At 53.3% G+C, this 19,019-nt stretch carries 18 protein-coding genes and 4 pseudogenes; 14 read left to right on the top strand and 8 right to left on the bottom strand.

The features are described from left to right. The first annotated feature begins 4 nt into the window (after positions 1-4). The 4 genes from JMJ04_RS43635 (at position 5) to JMJ04_RS43620 (ending at position 3,601) form a co-directional block, all read left to right on the top strand. Positions 5-1,243 carry an IS110 family RNA-guided transposase gene (locus JMJ04_RS43635; protein ID WP_201371172.1) on the top strand — a complete coding sequence of 413 codons (1,239 nt, stop codon included), beginning with the start codon at positions 5-7 and terminating at the stop codon, positions 1,241-1,243. Positions 1,244-1,758: 515 nt separating this feature from the next. After that, positions 1,759-2,190 (top strand): alcohol dehydrogenase catalytic domain-containing protein, encoded by a 432-nt coding sequence (locus tag JMJ04_RS43630; protein WP_236039135.1) that lies wholly within the window; start codon positions 1,759-1,761, stop codon positions 2,188-2,190. Positions 2,191-2,245: 55 nt separating this feature from the next. Next, positions 2,246-2,740 carry a cupin domain-containing protein gene (locus JMJ04_RS43625; protein ID WP_201376636.1) on the top strand — a complete coding sequence of 165 codons (495 nt, stop codon included), beginning with the start codon at positions 2,246-2,248 and terminating at the stop codon, positions 2,738-2,740. Between the two features lie 144 nt (positions 2,741-2,884). After that, positions 2,885-3,601, top strand: coding sequence for an alpha/beta fold hydrolase (locus tag JMJ04_RS43620; protein WP_201376635.1), 717 nt, complete (start codon positions 2,885-2,887; stop codon positions 3,599-3,601). Positions 3,602-3,671: 70 nt separating this feature from the next. Here the strand turns inward: JMJ04_RS43620 and JMJ04_RS43615 are convergent. Continuing rightward, positions 3,672-4,160 (bottom strand): annotated as a pseudogene (locus JMJ04_RS43615) (IS6 family transposase); the annotation flags it as partial. A gap of 52 nt (positions 4,161-4,212) precedes the next feature. Here JMJ04_RS43615 and JMJ04_RS43610 point away from each other — a divergent pair. From JMJ04_RS43610 to JMJ04_RS48485, 7 genes and pseudogenes are all read left to right on the top strand, one after another. After that, positions 4,213-4,368: a hypothetical protein gene (locus JMJ04_RS43610; protein ID WP_201376634.1), complete on the top strand. Its 156-nt coding sequence runs from the start codon at positions 4,213-4,215 to the stop codon at positions 4,366-4,368. Positions 4,369-4,630: 262 nt separating this feature from the next. After that, positions 4,631-4,867 carry a hypothetical protein gene (locus JMJ04_RS47700; RefSeq protein ID WP_236039134.1) on the top strand — a complete coding sequence of 79 codons (237 nt, stop codon included), beginning with the start codon at positions 4,631-4,633 and terminating at the stop codon, positions 4,865-4,867. Between the two features lie 80 nt (positions 4,868-4,947). After that, positions 4,948-5,895 carry an NADP-dependent oxidoreductase gene (locus JMJ04_RS43600; protein ID WP_201376633.1) on the top strand — a complete coding sequence of 316 codons (948 nt, stop codon included), beginning with the start codon at positions 4,948-4,950 and terminating at the stop codon, positions 5,893-5,895. A 191-nt stretch (positions 5,896-6,086) separates the two neighbouring features. Further along, a pseudogene (locus tag JMJ04_RS47695) lies at positions 6,087-6,335 on the top strand (IS6 family transposase); the annotation flags it as partial. A gap of 142 nt (positions 6,336-6,477) precedes the next feature. Then, on the top strand, positions 6,478-8,658 hold the full coding sequence (locus JMJ04_RS43595) for a PAS domain S-box protein (RefSeq protein WP_201376676.1): 2,181 nt from the start codon (positions 6,478-6,480) through the stop codon (positions 8,656-8,658). Between the two features lie 1,086 nt (positions 8,659-9,744). Next, on the top strand, positions 9,745-10,767 hold the full coding sequence (locus tag JMJ04_RS48490) for a GAF domain-containing protein (RefSeq protein WP_307811824.1): 1,023 nt from the start codon (positions 9,745-9,747) through the stop codon (positions 10,765-10,767). Continuing rightward, positions 10,724-11,473: a sensor histidine kinase gene (locus JMJ04_RS48485; RefSeq protein WP_307811823.1), complete on the top strand. Its 750-nt coding sequence runs from the start codon at positions 10,724-10,726 to the stop codon at positions 11,471-11,473. Before JMJ04_RS48490 ends, JMJ04_RS48485 begins: the two co-directional genes overlap by 44 nt. Positions 11,474-11,754: 281 nt before the next feature. Here the strand turns inward: JMJ04_RS48485 and JMJ04_RS43585 are convergent, their stop codons facing one another. Beyond that, positions 11,755-12,381 carry a LysR substrate-binding domain-containing protein gene (locus JMJ04_RS43585; protein ID WP_201376632.1) on the bottom strand — a complete coding sequence of 209 codons (627 nt, stop codon included), beginning with the start codon at positions 12,379-12,381 and terminating at the stop codon, positions 11,755-11,757. Between the two features lie 83 nt (positions 12,382-12,464). Here JMJ04_RS43585 and JMJ04_RS43580 point away from each other — a divergent pair. After that, positions 12,465-13,246: pseudogene (locus JMJ04_RS43580) on the top strand (IS6 family transposase). 188 nt (positions 13,247-13,434) lie between these two features. On the opposite strand, the gene JMJ04_RS43575 reads toward JMJ04_RS43580, so the two are convergent. Further along, positions 13,435-13,875, bottom strand: a complete 441-nt coding sequence (locus JMJ04_RS43575) for a VOC family protein (RefSeq protein ID WP_236039133.1) — start codon at positions 13,873-13,875, stop codon at positions 13,435-13,437. Between the two features lie 67 nt (positions 13,876-13,942). Next, positions 13,943-15,172, bottom strand: coding sequence for an ISAs1 family transposase (locus JMJ04_RS43570; protein WP_201369192.1), 1,230 nt, complete (start codon positions 15,170-15,172; stop codon positions 13,943-13,945). Between the two features lie 136 nt (positions 15,173-15,308). Here JMJ04_RS43570 and JMJ04_RS43565 point away from each other — a divergent pair, with 136 nt between their 5' ends. Further along, positions 15,309-15,698, top strand: a complete 390-nt coding sequence (locus JMJ04_RS43565) for an HAD family hydrolase (protein ID WP_201376631.1) — start codon at positions 15,309-15,311, stop codon at positions 15,696-15,698. A 19-nt stretch (positions 15,699-15,717) separates the two neighbouring features. Here JMJ04_RS43565 and JMJ04_RS43560 read toward each other — a convergent pair whose 3' ends face one another. Together JMJ04_RS43560 and JMJ04_RS43555 are read right to left on the bottom strand one after the other, a co-directional pair. Further along, the gene (locus tag JMJ04_RS43560) at positions 15,718-16,017 is read right to left on the bottom strand and encodes a hypothetical protein (RefSeq protein WP_201376630.1); all 300 of its coding nucleotides are present in this window, start codon (positions 16,015-16,017) and stop codon (positions 15,718-15,720) included. Between the two features lie 584 nt (positions 16,018-16,601). Beyond that, complete coding sequence (locus tag JMJ04_RS43555; RefSeq protein ID WP_201376629.1) at positions 16,602-17,147, bottom strand: YceI family protein; 546 nt, start codon at positions 17,145-17,147, stop codon at positions 16,602-16,604. Between the two features lie 89 nt (positions 17,148-17,236). Here JMJ04_RS43555 and JMJ04_RS43550 point away from each other — a divergent pair, with 89 nt between their 5' ends. After that, a complete protein-coding gene (locus JMJ04_RS43550) occupies positions 17,237-17,659 on the top strand; it encodes a hypothetical protein (protein ID WP_201376628.1) in 423 nt (140 codons plus the stop codon). Here JMJ04_RS43550 and JMJ04_RS43545 read toward each other — a convergent pair. Continuing rightward, positions 17,656-18,063 (bottom strand): serine/threonine protein kinase, encoded by a 408-nt coding sequence (locus JMJ04_RS43545; RefSeq protein WP_268887437.1) that lies wholly within the window; start codon positions 18,061-18,063, stop codon positions 17,656-17,658. The two genes, JMJ04_RS43550 and JMJ04_RS43545, sit on opposite strands and share 4 nt — an antisense overlap. Before the next feature lie 84 nt (positions 18,064-18,147). Beyond that, positions 18,148-18,862, bottom strand: a pseudogene (locus tag JMJ04_RS43540) (IS6 family transposase). Positions 18,863-19,019 lie beyond the last annotated feature (157 nt).

The following is a 19,019-nucleotide window of genomic DNA, read 5'->3' as shown; positions in this document are numbered from 1 at the left end:
CCTGATGGAAGTCCTGTATCGAAGCTGTTGCGGGATTGATGTCCACAAACAATTTCTGGTGGCATGTTTGCTCGCTGTCGATGAGAAAGGACAGCAACACAAAGAGCTGCGGCGCTTTTCGACGATGACGAGTGAATTACTCTCGTGCGTTGACTGGCTGAAAACAGCGCGGTGCCAGGCCATCGCGATGGAGTCAACCGGGGTGTATTGGAAGTCCCCTTTCAACCTCATGGAAGGGCACTTTGAGCAGGTCATGATTGTCAATGCCGAACATCTCAAACGCGTTCCAGGTCGCAAAACCGATAAAAAGGATGCGGAGTGGATCGCCGAACTCTTGCAGTTTGGGCTCCTCAAACCCAGCTTTATCCCGTCACCCCAACAACGAGAGCTTCGTGATCTGACCCGTCTGCGCACAACTCTGATCGCCGAGCGAACCCGGCTGGTGAATCGGCTCCACAAAACGCTGGAAGATACCAATCTGAAGCTCTCGTCCGTGTTGACGGATATCATGGGGAAATCAGGACAGCAGATTCTCTCGGCTCTCCTTCGCGGAGAGGAAGATCCAGCCGTGTTAGCAGATCTGGCTCTGGGACGTGCGATGAGCAAACGTGACGCGCTGGCACAAGCGCTGCGTGGACGCCTGAGGGACCATCACCGCCTCCTCTTGCAGGAACTGCTCTCCCTGATCGAGCGACATGATCGGGGAATTTCGCGCCTGGACAGGGAGATTGAGGAGCGCTTGCGCCCTCAGGAGGCGTTGATTCAGCGGCTCGATGCTATTCCTGGATGTAGCCGTCGAATCATCGAAGTTCTCCTGGCTGAGATAGGCTCGGATGTGTCTCCTTTTCCGGATGCCGCTCACCTCGCCTCCTGGGTGGGCATTTGTCCTGGCAATAACGAGAGTGGAGGCAAACGCAAAAGTGGACGCATTCGCAAAGGCAATCGCTGGATCAAAGCGATGCTGGTTCAAGCCGCCAATGCCGCCGCTCGAACCAAGCACAGCTATCTCTCGGCACAGTATCATCAGATTGCTGCTCGTCGTGGCAACAAACGTGCTGTCGTGGCGGTGGCTCACAGCATTCTGGTGATCTACTATCACATGCTCACGACTGGTGAGCCCTATCAGGAAAGAGGAGCAAACTACTTTTCGGAATTAGATCGCAAGCATGCTGAGCGACGGGCAACCAGGCAGCTTGAACGGTTGGGATATCAGGTGACGCTGACCCCTACTCAGATCGCTTAATCCTGCTTCCAGCATACGAGCTTGCGGATGAGGTTCTCTTGGGTCACTTGACCCACAGGGGGGTGTTTTTGTCTCTTTCTCCAGCTCTTTCAGAGGAAAGGCGGGCGAACAGGTTGCCTTAGAGACGATAGCCGTCTCACAAGCCGAGCAACTGACCACCCTGCGTTTCCGCGTGAGAAAGGCATGAACAGAAGCAACAGATGGGGGATGAACGCACCTCTCCGGCCAAGGGCACGCTCGCCATAGAGAGACCAGTTCCAAAACCTGGCATAGCAAAATGGCTCCGTACTTTTCATATAAAATGGCCCTTGTAGGAAGACCATTATCATTCTATAATTTTGCCAGGTAAAGCACTTCGGAGCCTCATGCAGGCACATATCCATTCAGAAGCTCCCCTTTAGCTCAAGACTTCTCGGCGTCTGCGGCATTTCGTAGGGTCATGTGTCGGTCCTGCTGGAGAGATCAGCCTGGGAATGCTCTGGAAGAATGAGGAAGAACAAGGAGACATGTAAGAGATGAAAGCTATTCGCCTATATAGTCAGAGCGGACCCGATCAATGTGTGTTCGAAGATGCACCGAAACCTCAGCCAGGAGTGGGAGAAGACCTGATTCGTGTCCATGCGACAAGTGTGATGTGGCAGGAACCGACCTGGTCGGAAACCTGGAAAACACCGGCTGGTATCGAACGTCAGCATCCCATACCAGGTCATAATGTTTCTGGTGAGGTCGTTGAAGTGGGGTCCGGCGTCACTGGTATCGCCGTAGGAGAGGCTATCTATGCACTCACCGAATTTTGGCGGGATGGCGCGGCTGCGGAGTACACTGTCACACGCGCGACTGATGTGGCGCTCAAGCCACGAACCCTTGAGCACCTCCAGGCAGCCGAAGTCCCCCTGGTTGGACTTGACAGGAGCTACAGGCAACCTATGCGGTGTGCTGGCCGCTAGAGGATGATGAGTACGGATAACCGTCACGATTAAAGAATAATACAAGGAGATAGATATGACCACGGCAAGTACCGAAAAAAATCCCTCGACTGGCCTGACCGTCGAAGTATTTGGACCCACTGTCGAGTTTCTGACAACGGAAAGTGGCTTCAGCGTGTTAAAAGGGGTTGTCCCACCAGGCGTCTTTGTTCCCATGCATAGTCACCCTGATGTGGAGGACTTTATCGTTATTGCTGGTGAAATGCAGTGCCTTAAACAAGAGACAGAAAGCCACGAGTGGATCACAGCGAAAGTAGGGGATTATATCCACGTGCCTGGGAATGCACGGCACGCATGGCGCAATGCCTCCAATGAGCCAGCAATCCTGCTCATCATCACAACCAATAAGATGGAACAATTCTTTAGAGAGTCGGGAAGATCGATAGATGGTACGCTTCAGCTACCCACACCGGAGGAACTGGGGAAGTTTGCGGCTATCAGTGCCAAATATGGTTATTGGATTGCTACCCCAGAAGAAAATGCAGCAGTCGGAATACACTTTAGTTTCTAGTTTATCGCGTAGACATGGGGTAGAGCCACATTAAATGGTGACGACATCCTTATTCAAGTTCATTTTCACAAGTTTTTCTGCGTTCTTCACCAGATCGTGTGGCTCTATCAGTTTCTGGAGTCAGCAGGTAAAAGGAAAAACTTCATGAGTACATATCTACTGATTCATGGAGCTTGGCATGGTGCATGGGTCTGGTACCATATCGCTCCGTTACTTCGAAAACAAGACCATAAGGTGATTGTTCCTGATCTGCCCGGATTTGGCCGAGATCGTAGTATATCTCCATCTACTGGAACGTTGCGTATCTATACCGACCATCTCAGTCACATCATTAAGGAACAAAACGAACCTGTTATTCTTGTGGGTCACTCGATGGGTGGCATTGTTATCAGCCAAACAGCAGAAGAATGCTCGGAGTCAATTCAAAAGCTCATTTACCTCGCCGCCTTCCTTGTTCCCAACGGCACGACCTTACAGGAACATGCGCAAAAAGATAAGGATGCTATTATACTTCAGAACACGTATATTAATGAAACACAAGGCGTGAGCGAAATTCCTGTAGAGAGAGTAGCCGACCTCTTTTACCATGATTGTCCCGAAAGCGATATTACGCTGGCCCAAATGCTTCTCGGGCCAACTCCCCTGGAACCTTTTTCTGCGATTGTCAAGACAACTGATCGCTTTGCTCGTATCCCGCGTTTCTATGTGGAAACTCTCCACGATCGGGCGAATAGCTTGTATATGCAACGGTATATGCAACGAAACCTTCCCTGTGAGCGCGTGTTCTCTTTATCAACTGGTCACTCTCCTTTTTTCGCAGCACCTAACGAATTGGCAGAGATACTCTTGTCGCTTGCATAGCGACAGGCGGGGAGACTTCTGACATTCTTGGGCTTTAACCTGCCGCAAGCCATGGGTTTAAACCCGTGGTGCGGAGTTCACAACCAGCAGAAAGAGCCTGAGCTGCTTTCAGTTCATCGAACGCTTTCGGATAGGCGGCGTTTTTGTCCACGGTGATGACACGCGGAGTCGTAGTATGGGAGGTCCCAAGGGCTTTGGCGAAAAAGCGCTTGGCCGCCTGAGCATCACGAGTGATACTCAGATGGAACTCCAGCGTGTTTCCCTGAGAATCCACTGCGCGGTACAGGTACATCCACACCCCTTTGACCTTGACATACGTCTCATCGACCCGCCAGGAGTCATTGGTGACCTTGAGATGAGGTCGACAGCGCTTCTCCAACTCGGGGGCGTAGTGTTGCCCCCACCGATAGATGGTGGTGTGATCCACCGGAAGTCCTCGTTGCGCCATGATCTCCTCCAGGTCCCGGTAGCTGAGCGCATAGCGCAGATACCAACGCACACAGAGCAAAATCATCTCGGCTTCAAAGTGGCGCCATTTGAACAGGGTTTGCGTCGCCATCATTACTCTCTTCTCATCTTTTGGCTCCATCCTACCAGATGAGGTTCCGTTCTTGCAACACAGCCCGCCATCTTGCCAATGGGAGGAGCGTGCTCGCAAAAAACCAGAACTGTCCGGGAATGCCCAGGGAGCGATCAATCCACAACTGAGCGCTCGCCTCATCCAGACCCTGGATGAGGGGTCCGTCTTCTCCCTCCTACCACTTTAGCATTTCCTGCCAATTGGCTACCTTACCACCTTAGCGACAACACTGGTCAAGAGCGATTCCTGGCCTTTCGCCAGGTAGTGCTCTTTTAGATATACTGTATCTGCTCTCCTTAAAGCCCCTGTATGAATCAAAATCTTTCTTAAATGGCCCCTTTCTTCTACCTGAAAATGGCCCTTTTAACAGGTCCTTTATCAGAGTATACTTCTTGGTGTCAGGAAAAGACAAGAGCACGAACGCTGCATTGCAGAAAGGAGAGAAAACAGTGATAGACAAAGGACAACGCATACAAGCGATCGCCATTCCCGCCTTTGGCGGCCCTGATCAACTCAAGCTTGTGGATCTGCCCGTGCCACCCTGTGGTCCAGAGCAGGTCCTCATCAGCGTCCAGGGTATTGTCAACTCGAGGACAATTGTTGCGTTTATCGCCAGAAATTCTGGAGAAAAGTGGGCGCCGCCCAAAATCTTCTCGGAAGAAAGCCCGCTGAAAGACCTCACATGAAGGTTCAGTGGTGAAACCTCATCAAGAGAAAAATGTACGTTGACAATACCGATATGTTCAGGTAAAGGAGCAGAGAGAGAATGAAAGCAGCATATATTACTGCTCAGCAAGGTGGTCCAGAAGTGATCGAGTATGGGGATGTGGAGCAACCTCACGTTGGTGCCGGTGAGATTTTACTTCAAGTGCATGCTGTTGGTATTTCTCCGCAGGAGCTCGAATGGGTTCCAACGTGGAAGACTGCCGATGGGCAAGAGCGTGCGAAGCCCATCATCATGGGTCATGAGATTTCTGGCTCAGTTGTTGAATTAGGTGAGGGTGTCACAACATTTAACGTAGGTGACGACGTCTATGGACTGAGCAGTTTCTGGAGAAATGGTGCCCAGGCTGAATATACCATTGTCGAACCAGCTGAAATTGCCCTGAAGCCTCGTCGTAGTAGCCACATTGAGGCCGCGACGTTACCACTTTCGGCACTGACTGCCTGGCAAGCATTCTTTGAGCAGGGATCGTTGAAGCGGGGACAGCGTGTCTTGATTCAAGGAGCTGCTGGTGGTGTAGGAAACTATGCTGTGCAGATCGCGCATTGGGCTGGCGCGCAGGTGATCGCAGTCGCATCAGCACGGCAACATGAGTTTTTGCGTGAACTTGGTGCAGATCAGCTTATTGATTACACAACGATGCGTTTTGAAGATGTTGTCAACGATGTTGACTTTGTGTTGGATACCATTGGTGACGATACACAGAAACGGTCATTTAAGGTACTGAAAAAAGGCGGTATCCTGGTTGGTATTGCTGGCGAGCAGGAGAATAGGATCTTTGAGTGGGCGAAGCAATATGAACGGGATGCGAAGTGGTTTATTGTTCGCCCTAACCATGAGCAACTAGCACGCATTACCGAGTTCGTTGATGGAGGTCATATGAAACCTATTGTGAATAGCGTCTATCCATTAGCTCAAACGCGTCAGGCATATGAGCATAGTTTGAGTGGTCATATGCGTGGCAAAGTTGTCATCCAGGTGGTGGAGTAGCTTTATAAAGTATCCCAGTTGGTAAATGTCCTGAAAAGTGAGTACCATTAGAGCTCAAGAGTTCCGCAAGTTGTTCACGTGTGATGAAATCGCTACCAAAGTTACCTTCAGGTCCCCCAGGCCAGGTGAAGGTATTGTCAACTTGACTAGGAGCCTTCTTGAAAGCTGAGCAATATGATACAATACGCCTTATGAAAAAGAACAGCTCAGCTTCTCCTTACAAGGGATATCGCTTCCCGCCAGCGGTTATCAGTCATTGTGTATGGTTCTATTTCCGTTTTTCGCTTAGTTTCCGTGATGTTGAAGAGCTCATGGCAGAGCGTGGGGTTGTGCTCACCTACGAAACCATCCGCCAGTGGTGTCTCACATTCGCCCAAACGTACGCCAATGAGTTGAAGCATCGACGCTCGAGGCCAGGAGACAAGTGGCATCTCGATGAGGACATGCACTTTTTCATAGCTTGTTCCAACCGATGTGACAGAAGAGGGATCATCTCCATTGCATGATATTTCTTGAGGTTCAAAGCGGGAAACATCTTTGCCACCAGGGATGGGGATACGTGAAAGGGAGACAGACAGCATGATGTTCAACCCACAAAGCAGCGAGTCAAGCATGCTCACATCGCGTGAAACGCTCCTCAGCACGCTTGAGACGCTTCCTGATGCGTTGTTTGTCGTCGATGACGCCACAACGATTGTGTATGCCAATGCGAGCGCGCAGACCATGCTAGGCGCATCACGAGAGCAATTCCTGGGGAACCCCTTCTGGCGCGGTGCTCCACAACTCGTGAGCCCCTCACTCTACCAGGCCGTCCAGAAGACCAGACAGACCCGAGCACCAAGCGAAGTGGAGTATGTGTCTCCCGTGACGGGGACCTGGCTGCACGTGCAACTCTCTCCCACGCTTGGGGGACTCACCTTGCAGTTCCACGAAGTGAGAGCACTAGCCCGACGCCAGGAGATAGTTCCCCTCAGCGAACATCTCTCCATTGAGGACCTGGATGGCTTGTTTAGCAGGATCGGCGTTCTGACCCCCAAGGGGATCGTCTTGGAGATCAATGAGGTCCCCCTGGCGGAGGCGCGTGTCCGACGCGAGGAGGTCATTGGTCACCCACTCACCGAAACCCGGTGGTGGTCCTTTTCTCCGACCAGTCAAGAGCAGCTGCGTGCCGCCATCGCGCGAGCCAGCAGCGGTGAAACCGTGCGGTTCGAGGCGGTCATTCACCCCAGGGAAGGCCTGGACCGCCACCTGGACGTCGCGATCACCCCCCGCAAGGATGCAGATCACCATATCGCGTACCTCGTCATCGCCGGCATCGACATCACCGAGCGCAAGCGCGCCGAAGCAGAAATCCATGCCCTCATCGATGCCATCCCCCAGCTGGTCTGGACCACGCAACCGGACGGCTCTCATGACTTGTTTAATCAACGCTGGCACGACTATACCGGCCAGAGCACCGCAGAGGCCCAGGGGGAGGGATGGATGCAGTGTCTGCATCCTGAAGACCGGCCACGCGTCCGCTCCGCGTGGCAGCGCGCCGTCCAGACCGGCGGGGTGTATGAAACGGAACTGCGCCTGCGCCAGAACACAATCGGGGAGTATCGCTGGTTCTTAGCCCGCGCCATGCCCATACGTGATGACACCGGCCAGATTCTCAAATGGTTTGGTACCAGCACCGACATTGAGGAGAAGAAACAGGCTGAGGAAGCCTTACGAGCGAGTCAGGAACGCGCGAGCGTCCTGATGAACTCCAGCATTATCGGGATCTTTTTCGCCGAAGGTGAGCAGATTGTGGACGCCAACGACACCTATCTGCGCATGACTGGCTATACCCGGGAAGATTTGTGTGAAGGGCACATCAACTGGTTGCGCATGACGCCTCCAGAGTATCTGGCTCGCACTCAGCAAGCGCGTCAGGAACTTGTCATTCAACAATTTGGAACCCCTTATGAGAAAGAATATGCCTGTAAAGACGGCAGTCGCCTTCCGGTGGTCGTGGGAGTCGTGGCCTTACGACGCGACCCGCAACTCCACACAATCGGCTTCATGCTGGATAACTCGGCACGCAAGGAGTTGGAGCAGCGCAAGGATGACTTTATCAGCATGGCCAGCCATGAACTGCGGAATCCACTCACGGCCTTGAAACTGCAGACCGCCTTGCTGCACCGGCAACTGGATAAGCATGGTACCCTGGATCAGGTTCCGGCACTCTCGAGCATGCAAACCCAGATCAACAAAATCACCCGACTGGTAGAAGACTTGCTCGATGTCTCCAAGATCCAGGCAGGAAGGCTGGAGTACCGGCAGGAATCGGTGGATCTCGATGCCTTGCTGCGGGAGATCGTCGACACCATGCAGCAAACCAACCCGAGCCATACCATTCTGGTACATGGTACAGCAGAGGTCAGCCTGCTGGGGGACCGAGACCGGCTCGGACAGGTCTTCACCAACCTGCTCAGCAATGCCATCAAGTATGCTCCCAGCGCAGAGGCGGTTGAGATGGAACTCTCGGCCTCCAAAGATGCGGTCGTGGTCCAGGTGCAGGATCACGGGCTGGGCATCCCGCGCGAGCTGCACGACAAGATTTTTGACCGATTCTATCGGGTCACAGATCCCAAGCAGAAGGCGATTCCCGGTCTGGGCATGGGGTTATACATTGTGGCGGAGATCGTCAGGCATCATGGGGGAACCCTGATGGTGGAGAGCGAAGTCGGCAAAGGCTCCACCTTCCAGGTGACCCTGCCCAAGAAGAGGGATGGCTGACCCGGGAACGACCTCCACATGCACATCATGTGAGACGATGATGGCGGCAGAAGCCGTGTCGACACGGATGCGCACGGATGCGCGCCGCCATCACGGATCTGTTTCCTGAGGACACCTTCGCTCGTCACGAGCCGCAGGATTCAGGCAGCTTTTCGACGCGTCATGGAGACATAGAAGCCCTCCTTGCGCGTTTTATATACATTAATAGGAGTGTAGCGGAGAACTTGTTGCGGCACCAGTGATCACGTCACAGAGAGAATGTGACACTGATCACAAAGAAGAGTTAATCTTCGTGTGGATACTACGTATCGCGCGAAAGGGGCAGCAGCCGAGAGGAAGGTGGTGCCGTTTTTTGTACAGAAACATGAGGTCCAGAATTGCATGTTTATTTTGAAAGCCATGCATGAGAGTGTGAGAGAGCCTTGAAACCCCTTCAGTCACATAGGACGCGTGCGAATCTTCGTGTCCAGAGACACAGGGGAGAGGAAAAGAGCGAAGCGGTCGAGCCAGCGGCCCAGATAGTATAATGGAAACAGCGAATGAGGTACCGCAGATGGCAACACGTCCACAATCAATCTCATGCCAGGATATCGACCGCTTCGAGCAACTACCGGTAGTTTGTTGCATTGGGATTTTACCCCGTTTTAAACCCACCAAGTGAGAGCAATCTGCGCTCAAATTGCTCAAAATAGACATCCACTATCAGACGCGATTCCCCGAGTCAACAAAGTACCGCTACAGCGATATTCACAAAGATTGAGCGCCCTCATTATTGAGCCCCTCTCTCAAAACCAGAGTGTTCTTCCTGGCAATTATCGTGTGGTGAGATTGAAGTCTCTTTTCTACGACACATATAATGACCTTAGAGTACTGTTCTTTTTCTCAGCTTGCAGCGCAATTGAGTATTTCCGAAAGAAGCTCTGAGGTGGGTAAAAGCTCGCACCATGTCACACAACGCACATTGAAACGGGGGGAACGCCTGTAGGGAAGCCGATTCCTCACTCCCGCTCTTTGAGGATCACACCCCACGACCAGGTGCAACTTCACCAGTTGAAAGCCCTCTGGGAGTCTTTCCCAGAGGGTCTCATGGCGTGTGATCATAACCAGAAGATTGTACGGATCAATGCCGCTGCTTGCAAGCTCTTTGAAGTGGCCTCCGAAGCTCAATGTCAAGGAAAAGACTACCAGCAGTTTCTCAAGCACTACCTACACTCTGGTGAGCCGTTACCATCCGTTGCCTCAGGGCAGTGGCTGATGTACCTCGCTCTTGCTGGGAAAGCAGGAGCTAGCCCACCAGAACAGGCGCTTCTGTTGGATCTCCCTTCCGGGCGCAAGATCTCAGTCTCTGTCCGCTCCTTTCCCGTGGTTGATCAAGAGCGCGGTATGGAAGAAATCGTCTTTGTCTTCCAAGAACGTACGGCAATCTCCCACCTCCAACGTGCCCACGAGTCGATGTTGGACCTGCTCACCGCGATCGCGCAGATTCCTGAGCAGATGGATTACACCTTGCCAGAAGAAACCTTCCTCCTCTCGTCTCCGGTGCTCTATGTGGTCCAGCAGGTAGTGGATATCATCCAGTCTGTCCTAGATTGTCACCGGGTGAATATGCTCGCGTTCGGCCATCGAACGGGCCATCTGTATTATGTCGCAGGAACTGGCTATACCGCTGAACAAGAACAGTACTATCGGGACATCGGGGGATACTTCCATCCCTCAGAAGTGCTTGACGACGCGGCATGGGCTCGCTTGGGCGCCAACCAGGAGGTCGTGATTGCGATGAATCAGGTGCACACCATTGAACGTCTCGGGAAACAGCTGCCTCTTCCGGCGTCTCTTTACCCCGTGTCCCCTGGCTCCGAGACCATCCTGTTACTTCCTCTGTTTCTGGAACAGCAGCGGGTTGGTGTGCTGATGGTCGTCAAAGCGAGTTCGGAAGGAGCATACACGCCAGAGGAGATCGCGCTCGTGAAAGCAGTCACCGCGCAGACCATGCTGCTCATTGCAGGGTATTCACTGTTTTTACGAGCAGGAAGAGAAACAGAAGAAAGCACTTGCCCAGCGCGAAGTGAGTCGCCTGGCGGGCGAATTTCTGACCCTGGCCACGCATGAACTGCGCACCCCACTGACAAGAGTACTGGGCAATCTGCAATTAGCACAGCGCCGATTGCAGACCTACAAAGGGCAGTTCGCTCCTCCGTCTGCTCAGATACGCGAACCCCTTGCCCATGTTCAGCAGCCCCTGGCAGCCGCCTCGCAGAGTGCCCAACTTCAGCAGCGTATCATCAATGACTTGATCGATGATGCGCGTATCCAGACCCATATGCTCACGTTGTCCTTGAACCCTGAGGATCTGGGCACCCTGCTCAGAGAGGTGGTAGCCGGGCAGCAACAAGCTGCGCCAGAGCATACCATCGTACTGGATGCTCCGCCTTTGGAACAAGGCGTGCCTATCCTCGCCGATGCTGAGCGAATCAAGCACGTTCTCACCACCTACCTGACGAATGCGCTCACCTATGCTCCCCCAGGACAGCCTATGGTGGTGCAGTTACGCATTACGGAGGCGCTCGCCCGTGTCTCAGTCCATAACGAGGGATCGGGTATTGCGAGAGAAGAGCTCGATCATATCTGGGAACGCTTCTATCGCGCCAAAGGCAGTGCCGTCCAGCATGAACTGGATCTGAGCTTCGGATTGGCCCTCTATTTGTGCCGGGTGTTCATTGAACAGCATCAGGGGAGCGTTGGGGTGGAGAGCGCTCCTGGTCAGGGAGCCACCTTTTGCTTTACCTTGCCCACCACCCCATCTCCGGGAGCATGACACAAGCTCCTTTGTCATGTAGCTCAATCTTTGTGAATATTGCTGTAGCAGAGAAATAGCAAGATTTACAACAAGTAGGTGGTGCTGACTGCATGCTAGCGCCACCTACTTGTTGTAGATAGAATCTGCAATTCTAGACTCCTTTATCAACTATGATTTTTCTCGACCGCTATGCGTAGAACAGGACAAACGCTTGATGAGCGAGCGCCTCAACACGCTGTGTCAATTCATCGATCTGTTCAATGAAGCCAAGGTCAAAGTCCAGGAGTCTGCACCGGGATTCACGGGTTCTCTTGCTCAAGTTGGTGGAAATACTGGATGACGAACGCTCGAAACTGCTGTGCCGCCTGCGAGAGGTAATGCGTGGTGCGCCAGGCCAGCCTGAGCTGACGCTGACAGCGCGGTTCGGCGATGGGAAGAGCTCGTGCTGCGAGTTGAGAGGTACTGCGTACCATGAGGCGGGGGATAAACGTCACCCCCAGACCAGCCCTGACCAGGCCGCGAATCGTCTCGGTCTCGTCGCCCTCAAACACGATCCTGGGCGTAAAACCCACCTGGCGACAGAAGCGGTCGGTCAGCTCCCGCAAGCTATCTCCAGCCTTCAAACTGATAAAGGGCTCGTGGGCCACTTCGGACAAGTGAATGCTTTTCCGCCCGGCTAGAGGATGTCCGAGCGGCACCACCAGATAGATCTCTTCACTCAGCAAGGGAATCCAGCCAAGACCCTCCTGCCAGTCGGTGTTCTCCTGCTCAAGCGGAGGAGAGATAATGCATAGGTCGATTTCTCCTCGTTCCAATTGCTGCTGCACCGCCTGCAGCGTGCGCTGATGGAAGAGGTGGAAGCTAATGTGAGGATGGAGCTCCTGGAAGGCACCCAGCAGCTCAGGCAAGATCTGGGGCACGATCACGGAGAGTGTAATCTGGCCGGTTGTGTTGCAAAAAAGGAAGCTGATCTGCGACAGTAAAGGAAAACGAGCGAAAGAGGCACGTTATGACAGAGCAGCATCCGTTCAAGTGGAGTCATTTCCAGTCCGACATCATTCTTTTGTGCGTCAGGTGGTATCTGCGCTATTCGCTCAGCTATCGGGACCTTGAAGAGATGATGCAGGAGCGAGAGTTGCATGTCGATCACACTACGATCTACCGCTGGGTGCAACACTACGCCCCCGAACTGGAGAAGCGCTGCCGGCCGTATCTGAAAGCCTGCAATGACTCGTGGCGTGTCGATGAAACCTATGTAAAAGTGAAAGAGGTGTGGATGTACCTCTATCGAGCCGTCGATTCAGATGGCCAAACTCTGGAGTTCCTCTTGCGTCCGACTTGCGACGCCCAGTCCGCCAAGCCTTCTCCCTCAAAGCGCTCGCATCGACTGCTCGTTCGGTTTCTCAAGCGGACACGCTTAAAAAGCAGGCGCCCCAGTCCATAGCTCTGGCTGATCCCACCACCATGTCAGCCCCTCGGGTGATCAACGTGGATAAAAACGCTGCCTATCCGAAAGCGATGGCTGATCTTAAAGTCGCAGGCATCTTGCCAGCATCGGTCGAACTGAGACAGGTCAAATATCTCAACAACCTGATCGAACAAGACCATCGGTGTATCAAACGGTTGACCAAGCCTGGGATGGGCTTTTTCTCGTTCGAGACAGCCTGGAGAACACTGCAAGGATACGAGATGATGAACATGATGCGGAAAGGGCAAGTCAGAGGGGTGAGCAAAGGAGACATCAGCAAGCAGATCACCTTCACCGCCCACCTGTTTGGAGTGGCTGCCTAAGCTGAACAGGAAGCGGAGTTCACACCTCTTGTTTTCCCAGAGTTTTTGCAACGCAGCCTGACCAACCGCCCGATCAGCGAGAAGGCGCAAGACCGCAGGTCTCAGTAGCGAGGTTTCCTACTTCTGTTCCTATTTTACGCCCATGGCCTCGGCTGGTCCAGCCGCAATCCACGTGAAACTGCGGCGACTCAGCCGAGTTCTTGGGCCAGCCCGATGAGAAGTCCTTCAGGTCCGCGGATGTAGCAGAGCCGATACGCGTCTTGGTACTGGACCACTTCGCTGCTGACAAGCTCTGCGCCGTGCTTGCGGAGCCGGACGAGCGTATCGTCGATGTCGTCCACGGCAAACATGACGCGTAGGTAGCCCAAAGCGTTAACTGGGGCGTTCCGGTGATCGGCGACCACAGGAGGCGTGATAAATCGCGAGAGCTCGAGCCGGCTGTGGTTGTCTGGCGTGCGCATCATGGCGATCTCAACGCGCTGGTCGCCTAGTCCAGTGACGCGCCCTGCCCACTCACCTTCTACCATGGCTCGCCCTTCGAGCTCGAGGCCGAGCTCAGCGAAAAAAGAGATAGCGGCATCGAGGGATTCCACCACGATGCCGACGTTGTCCATTCGTTTAAGCGCCATGTGTCCATTCTATAATATGTCGTCCGTCCTGTCAACGAACTCAGACCAGGAGCAGGGCTTTCCAATTCTAATAAACAGAACATTGACCAAGGAGGATAAGATCAAGAGCCTGATCAACATGGGCGTTCAAGTAGCGCATCTGGCGAGCAACATTGCGAACGCCAAGGCGATCCATCAGACTCAATACGGCGCTATTGAGCTGAGCAAGCAAACTGGGAACGGATCCTGTACGGGTTTGACAGCGATCTTCCCCCAAAGTGACATCTCGCCGATGATGCAGCCGATTTTCGATGGCCCAGTGGTCTCTGGCGAGTTGGAGCATGCGTTGGGGAGGAGCCTTGCTCATCGAGAGACTGCTGAGCCCATAGACCACTTCGTGGCGAAGCTTTCCCGTTTTCAGGATGCGCGTCGTTCGTTCGAGGCGAAAGACTTGCTCGATGCCTTCCCAGTCCTTGCGAAACCAATCGTTGAGATCAGGGCTAGAGAGAAGCTGGCGATGTTCCAATCGTCCATGTCCTTTGTCCCAGGTCTCTGCCTGCTTCCAGCGCCGCCGATCAGGGAAAGCGTCCTCAAACAAATCAGCAATATCCTCTTGGAGGGTGGGCTGATTGTCCTTGGCAATGAGGAGATAGTCTCCTCTCAAGCGATGGATCTGCGCACAGAGGTCGCGTTGCGTATGCAGAGCGTCGAGGGTCAAAATGCGTCCACTGACCCATGATGGCGCCAACAAGGGCTTGAGGGCACTGATCTCATTTTCCTTCTCCTGCACATTGCAATGCCAAAGCACGATGCCAGTCGCCATTTCATAGCAACTGAGTTGGTGAACCGGATGGACCTCGTTGCTCGTCGCCCGTAGAGCTTTGCCATCAACAGCGACATGAGCGTGATTGGTCTGTAGGCTTGGAATGAGGAGGCGACTGGATTGCTCCCCACATCGAGCCTGAGCTTCCCAACGGATGAAAAATGCCGAAAGAAGCTCGTCGAGATGCTTGCTGTCTACCATCGCCAGGACATTGCAATAGGTCATCTGGCATGGCATTTGCTGGCGACGAAGTCCAAAGCGCTGTGCCAAAGGCACGCCATGATGACGAATCCAATCGGTGGCTCCACTGAGTGTCTGTTGCCCTGCGAGCTTGGCGAGCACAATCAGAGAAAGGACCAGAGCCAATTCGTAGCGTTTTCCTTGTTTGCGTCTCTTGTCTGAGAGGGCTTGCAAGGTGTGGTACAGCGAAGCTGCGGGAACCATTTCTGGGGGATGTTTCGCTCGTGTTGAAAGCGTCAATGTGGTATAGTCCATGCAGAGTTTTCCTTGAGAGATGATTTGGTTTTCGTATTCTACAAGGAAAACTCTTCTTTTTCATCACCCTTTTGAGAATTGGAAAGCCCTGGACCAGGAGGTTCCACCAACAATCGGGTGCTAAGCTGCCATTACGTTGTATCCCAATGTGCTCCCGACGCTCTCTCTGTTGAAAGATACCTATCGTCTCAAGCTTGTCACCAATGGAAACACCTATCCAGAACGCTACGGCTTACCAGGTCTGTTTGCTTTTACGATTTTTGCCCAAGATTATCAAGTACAGAAGCCTCAGCCTGAATTCTATGAGCGGATCCTTTCTGAGACGCACACACACCCTCAGAAGATCATTCATGTTGGCGATTCCTTACACAACGACGTAGGTGGAGCGCAAGCAGTCGGTACCCGGGCCATCTGGGTGAATCGTCACCAAGTGCGAAATGAAACAAGCATACAACCTTTTGCCGAGATCACTGAGCTTTCGGAACTGCCTGACGTGCTTGCCCAACGCGCCTTTTGTAAGAGGTAAGAAGTTGTAGAGCGCTCATTTACAAAACATCGATGAAAGAAGCCAGATGAGGAGCAGCTTTTCTAGAAAAGTTTGTCCCGGTGTCCAGGATTGAGGGCAATGTTCCACGTTTGCGGGCCAAATCCGTCCACTTCGTAGAGTATTTACCAGCAGGCAAACCCATGAAGGTCGCCCGCTGCGCTGCGGCGCGAAAGCTTTTACACATTGCCTTTGCGGTCGTCAAAAACGAGGCGGACTTTGATCCGTTGTATGCAGCCAGAGCACAAAAAACGGCTTGATAGTTTGACATATCAAGAGAAGAAAATGTTTTCTTCTTCATATCCCACATATTTTTTTATTTTTGGTAAGCTGAGCAATACCCCTCTTGACAAACAATACCGTATCTTACTTTTAGCCATTTGCGTGAGAAACGTATCCGCGTGAGGTCTCAAGCGCTCTCATGTATCGGTTACCAGCGCATAGCCACACTGGCATGCTGCTCCGCGCGGAGCAGCATGCCAGTGTGGCTATGCGCTGGTAGTTCGTAGACCACTGAGCTTCCTCCAATTGCCCAGAGTCCCCTCGGACAAAGACGGTTACTAATCTGTAGCTCTACCCCTGGTAGGACCTCGAAGGGAAAAGTGGCAAGGTAATCGCCAGAAGAAATCGTTCGCTCCTATTTAGGAGTGGTTTATTTACAACTTTCTCCGATGCATCCCTAGATGAGAAGCGGTTTTTCCAGGAAACGCGTGTACTAGTGCTCATATGGGAGGGCAAGTGCTTACGTCGGAGGGCAAAACCTGCACACTTCGGATGTCATTTACCAAGACCTGGACAGCACCCTCGACAGCCTTGCTGCCCAGATCTCTGGTTGGTTGCTAGATGCGAGGAAAGCATCTTGCTCGCGCCTCGTACGCCACTCGGCTATTGTGCTGCAGCAACCTCCGCAGCGGGCTGCTGCACAACCTCCAAGTCGATCTCAATGGCGACCATCTCACTCACTGCGACCTGCCCGGCCTCGGCAACCGCTCCCAAGCTCATGCCGAACTCTTTGCGGTTAATCTTCGTTTTCGCGGTGAGACCCGCGCGCTGCACTCCACCCATCAAACTCTGGCCGCTGTACTCCGCCTCAAAGGTGATCGATTTGGTCACTCCGTGCATAGTCAGATCGCCGGTAATCTTGTAGTTTGGCCCATCCTGGTGCTCAACCAGAGTGCTCTTAAAGGTGATCAGAGGATAAATCTCGGTGTTGAAGAAACCAGCAGAGCGCAAGTGCGCATCACGCTGGTCATTATGAGTATCAATGCTGGTGGCATCTACTTCGGCCTCCACCCAGGAGTTCGCTGGTTTATCCTCATCAATATGGAGATGCCCACGCAAGACATTAAAGTGCCCGCGAACGGTGCTGACCATCATATGGCGGACGGCAAAAGAAACGGTAGAATGAACGGAATCGATTTCCCAGGACAAATGGTTCTACTCCTTTTCCTATTTGAGCAAGAGACCAGAAGTACCACAGACCACTGCCGCTGAGTGCGACGAGGAGCACCAGACCGAAGGTGAAGAGCACACGCCAGTTTCGTGTTCTCCTGTTCTGCGCCGGGCGAGGTATGGGTGCTGGCGAAAGTGGGGCTGTGCTCTCAGCAAACCCAGATTCCGGGATCGTGTCAGCTTCAGACGGGATGGTTGGTCGGACCGCTCCTGGCACTGGCTGGTCTGCTCTTGTGCTGGCAAGAGGCGGGGGAGGGAACGCAGCAGATGGGGAGAAGGCTCCTCTTGCCTTCCCAGGTTCGGTTGCCTGGTCTGACAGGAGTGACATCCGAGGCTTTGGTGCGGGACGTTCTGGAGAAGAGGAAGCGGGTTGGGGAGGGGCAACACGCCTCTGGCTGGCAGCCCGGAGGGCAACAGCAAAGTCTTCCACGCGGGCAAAGCGCTCCTGGGGCTGTTTGGAAAGGGCTTTGAACACCACCAGTTCCACCTAGGCTGGCAGCGTGGGCACCTGATCTACAAGCCTCGGCGGTGGCGCGTGGAGGTGCTGAGACACCAATTCTGGCATTGTCCCTTGAAAGGGACGCACCCCTGCTAGCCATTCATAGACCACCACCGCCAGGGCATATTGATCGCTTGCCGGTCGCAGCTTGCCTGCGTGCTGTTGGGGAGCCATGTAAGGCAGCGTTCCACCAAAGTCCTGGTAGGCGCAGGCTGAACTAGAGGCGTGAGCCACCGAAGCAATGCCAAAATCGCTGAGCAACACCGTGCCATCCGTGCGGCAAAGCATGTTCTCCTGCTTCACATCGCGATGCACGAGATGGCGGTCATGAGCAACTGTAAGGCAGAAGCCAGTTGAGTGATCAAGTCCACCACCGTCTCCAGAGGGTATTGTCAACTTATAGAAATAATGGAAGAGCTTGCAAAAAAGAAGGGCGAGGGAAAGAAAAGAAGCAGAAGAATAGGAGTGAACAATGCAGTGCTATGCCGCAGTTTTTGTTTCGGTTACCTCATTCCAGGTCTGGAATCGGGTCTGTAAAATGGCACGATATTCTCCAGCACGCAAACAGTGCCTTCGTGGTTGGAAGTGGCCAGAAATGATGCCGAAAGCCGAGAGAAAACGTTGCGCGTGTTTGGCTGATTTGAAACGCCGCATTTTCTTCTCGCACAGCCGCGTGGGCTGGTGTGAGTTCTCCGCTCGATTATTCAAGCCTTTGTGCTGCCGATGTGCCACGCCAGGCAGGATCTCGCGTTTGGCGGCTCCATAGCTCTTCAGTTTATCGGTGATGATCACGCGTGGGACGTATTGCAGTCCCTTGAGGAGCTTGCGGAAGAAACGTTTGGCTGCTTTTTTGTTACGGCGGCTTTGCACCAGGATATCCAGCACGTTGCCGTCTTGATCCACTGCTCGCCACAAATAGTGTCTCTCCCCCGATTGTGAGAAAGACCTCGTCCAGGTGCCACGTGTCCCCACACCGAGGGCGGCGCCGGCGGAGTTCGTTGGCGTACGTCTGCCCAAACTTCAAGCACCACTGACGTACGGTTTCGTAGGTGACCACAATCCCGCGTTGTGCCAGAAGTTCCTCCACATCACGAAAACTGAGCGAAAAACGGAAATACAGCCAAATCGCGTGGCTGATAATCTCAGATGGGAAGCGAAAGCCTTTGTAGTCGGGTGCAGTGGTGCGTATTTTCATGAGGCTATCTTAGCACAGTGTTCAGCTACGTTACCAAGTTGACAATCCCATGTCAAAACCTCGCATTGCTTCTAGCATAGAACGTTTTTTCGCATCTGTCTATGAGAAGGTACTTTATGGGCATCTTGCCACGCTTTGCCTACATTCTCCTCTCTTT

Origin of the sequence: Ktedonobacter robiniae (genome assembly GCF_016587375.1) — a bacterium.
Lineage (GTDB): Bacteria > Chloroflexota > Ktedonobacteria > Ktedonobacterales > Ktedonobacteraceae > Ktedonobacter > Ktedonobacter robiniae.
Note: the sequence above shows the minus strand (reverse complement) of the source record. Positions and strands in the feature narration are given on the sequence as shown.

What these genes read in the sequence shown, in the direction of transcription:
- JMJ04_RS43635 (WP_201371172.1), top strand. Translation starts at nt 5, where the DNA reads ATGGAAGTCCTGTATCGAAGCTGTTGCGGGATTGATGTCCACAAACAA.
- JMJ04_RS43630 (WP_236039135.1), top strand. Translation starts at nt 1,759, where the DNA reads ATGAAAGCTATTCGCCTATATAGTCAGAGCGGACCCGATCAATGTGTG.
- JMJ04_RS43625 (WP_201376636.1), top strand. Translation starts at nt 2,246, where the DNA reads ATGACCACGGCAAGTACCGAAAAAAATCCCTCGACTGGCCTGACCGTC.
- JMJ04_RS43620 (WP_201376635.1), top strand. Translation starts at nt 2,885, where the DNA reads ATGAGTACATATCTACTGATTCATGGAGCTTGGCATGGTGCATGGGTC.
- JMJ04_RS43600 (WP_201376633.1), top strand. Translation starts at nt 4,948, where the DNA reads ATGAAAGCAGCATATATTACTGCTCAGCAAGGTGGTCCAGAAGTGATC.
- JMJ04_RS43595 (WP_201376676.1), top strand. Translation starts at nt 6,478, where the DNA reads ATGTTCAACCCACAAAGCAGCGAGTCAAGCATGCTCACATCGCGTGAA.
- JMJ04_RS48490 (WP_307811824.1), top strand. Translation starts at nt 9,745, where the DNA reads ATGGCGTGTGATCATAACCAGAAGATTGTACGGATCAATGCCGCTGCT.
- JMJ04_RS43575 (WP_236039133.1), bottom strand. Translation starts at nt 13,875, where the DNA reads ATGGCGCTTAAACGAATGGACAACGTCGGCATCGTGGTGGAATCCCTC.
- JMJ04_RS43570 (WP_201369192.1), bottom strand. Translation starts at nt 15,172, where the DNA reads ATGGACTATACCACATTGACGCTTTCAACACGAGCGAAACATCCCCCA.
- JMJ04_RS43560 (WP_201376630.1), bottom strand. Translation starts at nt 16,017, where the DNA reads ATGAAGAAGAAAACATTTTCTTCTCTTGATATGTCAAACTATCAAGCC.